Genomic DNA, 2,698 nt, shown 5'->3' with positions numbered 1-2,698 from the left:
TATAATTAATCTAAATAATTATTTAAAAGTTCCAGAACGATTACAAAATCTACCTCTTCTTCATTTTAAAAAAATTGAACTTTACAATTCAATTTGGCTTCTTGGCAGCTCATGAGTATTTCCGAAAACTGGGAAAATCATTTTGAATCAAAAATCTCCAAAAATTCTCCCGGAGTAATAATTGAAATTCCTTCGAAGGGATGAAGTGCCAAGAGATCCGGATCTCCTGTAACGATACATCTCGCTTTGGCATCCACTGCCAAATGCAAAAACATATCGTCTTTTGGATCCCTGCACGCTTTAAAATTGCTAGAGATTGGAATTGAAATGCTTGCTTCTTTAAAAATTCGAATAGCTTTTTCTCTATTTGCAAAAGTTGCATACTTATCAAACTTCTTTCTTGAGAAAACTTCTTCAAACTCCTTGACCGTTTCTTCCGAATAAACCAAAATCCCATTTAGTAGGGCTGAATTATATGCTTTTCTAGATGTTGAATTTGACAATAGATGAGCACTTATTAAAGAATTGGTATCAAAAATAAAAATATCAACCATGGTCCTCAAGTAGCTCTTGGAGTTTGGCTTCTGTCAAACCATTTTTATTTGCTTCTTCCCCAATTTCATCCAAAAAAATGAGGTACTCTTGATAGTTATTTTTATTAATGGCCTTCTTTAATAGAAGGTTAATAGCAAGGCTAAACTGTTGTTTAGCTTCAGGACTCATTTTATTATATGCTTTTTCCGAAACCTTATCAACTTCAATCATTATCTTTTCCATAGCTGCTTCAATTAGAAACTACAATTTATAAAAATTCCAATGCAGAATAAACGTATTATGGAAACTTTGGAGTTCCTTAAAATATAAAAGCTAAATCTGAAATTGAAGAAAGGACTATACCTTAAACCTGCACCAATTTCCATTTTCCCCTGGTAAATACCCAGGTACTCACCACGGCATGCAGGGAATGGCTGACTGCAATAGCGATAAAAACCCCGGTAGCCCCAAGACCAAATGTCTTTGCCAACAGGTAAGCAAAAGGAATCTGAAAACCCCATAATACTGCCAGGTTGATGATAGTCGGCGTTTTGGTATCTCCCGCACCATTGAGCGATTGACTCATGACCATGCCATAGCCAAAGAACACGTATCCCAGACAGATAATAGTCAAACCCATTCTGCCCACAGCGATCACCCCCTCTTCTTGGTTGAAAATTCCGATAAAGAATCCTGCCCCTGCAATGAATATAATGGCACAAAAACCAAGAAATATGGCCGTCAAATGTGCCGCCAACCAGGCTGATTTCTCAGCCCTTGCAGGTTGCAGCGCCCCAAGATTCTGACCCACCAAAGTAGCAGCGGCATTTGAAAGTCCAAATGCCGGCAACAATGCAAAGATTATAAGTCTGACCGCAATGGTATATCCGGCCAAAGCAACAGAACCCGATTCAGAAATGATCCTCATCAGAAATATCCATGAAGCGGACTCAATCAGAAATTGTCCCATACCTCCCGAGGCCACTTTGACAATGGTTAAGACAGTTTTCCAATTCATCTTGAGGCTTTCCCAATAAAACTTGATAAGGGATTTGCCATTGAAAAGGATGTAAAACTGGTAAATGACCCCAATGCCCCTTCCGGTAGTCGTGGCCCAAGCCGCACCTTCCAGTCCCATGGCCGGAATCGGTCCCAATCCAAATATCAAAATTGGATCCAACACGATATTGAAGCCATTAGCAATCCACAAAGTCCGCATTGCCACGGCGGCATTGCCCGCGCCCCGGAATATCCCATTGATCAAAAAAAGAAGCATCACACAGACATTTCCACCAAAGATAACCTGTGTGTAGCGATATCCGGATTCAATGACCTCCGGTTCTCCTCCCATCAATGCCAACATAGGCTTGGCGTAGATTACTCCCAATACCGCAACCGCCACAGCAAACAAGGAACAAACCAAAATAGCCTGAAAAGCTGCCGCTGAGGCTTCCTTGGGCTTTTTCTCCCCTATTCTTCTCGCTACGATCGCAGTGGCAGCCATGCTCAGTCCTATGGCGATGGAATAAATGATGGTCAAAACAGATTCCGTAAGCCCAACAGTGGCCACAGCATGCACTCCAAGTTTGCCCACAAAAAATATGTCGACTACAGCAAAAAGCGATTCCATGACCATCTCCAAAATCATAGGAATGGAAAGGTAGAAAATCGCTTTTTTGATACTGATATTGGTAAAATCTTCCTCGAGGCCCTTTACAGCCTGACGGAAATGATGGATAAAGTTCTTGATTCTCATATATGAAATAGCTATCCCGTTGGGAGGTGAAAATTATAGGCTACCGTCCCTAAATGGGCGGCGCCAAAACAAACCGGAGAAAAATTAAGCCTTCATAATGCCACAAAAATGCAATAAAAAACCCAACTGCCAAATCGAATTGACAGAAAATTATCTGTCTGAATACCCAAAGGAAAATCCTATAGAAAAATAAACTCTGAGGTTCCTATCAGAATTGTTTTTTCCTACCCCTGCTATTATCGGGCCCAAAATTGATTTGTAAGTAATGTCCACCCCATAACCAAATAAATTATTGGACTGCATTTTTGAAACAATGGAACCTTCCTCTCCTTTAAGGGGGACATGGCCACTATAGCCAACAATGTTTGCACCTGTTCTGAGATAAATATTATTGATAGGTATATATTG

The 2,698-nt window shown here is 40.4% G+C and carries 3 protein-coding genes and 1 pseudogene; all 4 read right to left on the bottom strand.

Annotated elements, in window-relative coordinates; genetic code table 11:
* Positions 1-137: 137 nt before the first annotated feature.
* Entirely contained in the window at positions 138-554 is a 417-nt protein-coding gene (locus tag ACZFYI_RS18620) for a putative toxin-antitoxin system toxin component, PIN family (protein ID WP_462525625.1), read from the bottom strand.
* The gene (locus ACZFYI_RS18615; RefSeq protein ID WP_462525624.1) at positions 547-777 is read right to left on the bottom strand and encodes a hypothetical protein; all 231 of its coding nucleotides are present in this window, start codon (positions 775-777) and stop codon (positions 547-549) included. The genes ACZFYI_RS18620 and ACZFYI_RS18615 overlap by 8 nt, the downstream gene beginning before the upstream one ends.
* Positions 778-898: 121 nt before the next feature.
* Positions 899-2,290, bottom strand: coding sequence for an MATE family efflux transporter (locus ACZFYI_RS18610; RefSeq protein ID WP_462525623.1), 1,392 nt, complete (start codon positions 2,288-2,290; stop codon positions 899-901).
* A gap of 150 nt (positions 2,291-2,440) precedes the next feature.
* A pseudogene (locus tag ACZFYI_RS18605) lies at positions 2,441-2,698 on the bottom strand (patatin-like phospholipase family protein); the annotation flags it as partial.

The sequence above is a fragment of the Aquiflexum sp. genome (assembly GCF_977115555.1).
Note: the sequence above shows the minus strand (reverse complement) of the source record. Positions and strands in the feature narration are given on the sequence as shown.

Bases quoted from the DNA above. Each gene is read 5' to 3' on its own strand.
- ACZFYI_RS18615 (WP_462525624.1), bottom strand. From the start codon at position 777: ATGGAAAAGATAATGATTGAAGTTGATAAGGTTTCGGAAAAAGCATAT.
- ACZFYI_RS18620 (WP_462525625.1), bottom strand. From the start codon at position 554: ATGGTTGATATTTTTATTTTTGATACCAATTCTTTAATAAGTGCTCAT.
- ACZFYI_RS18610 (WP_462525623.1), bottom strand. From the start codon at position 2,290: ATGAGAATCAAGAACTTTATCCATCATTTCCGTCAGGCTGTAAAGGGC.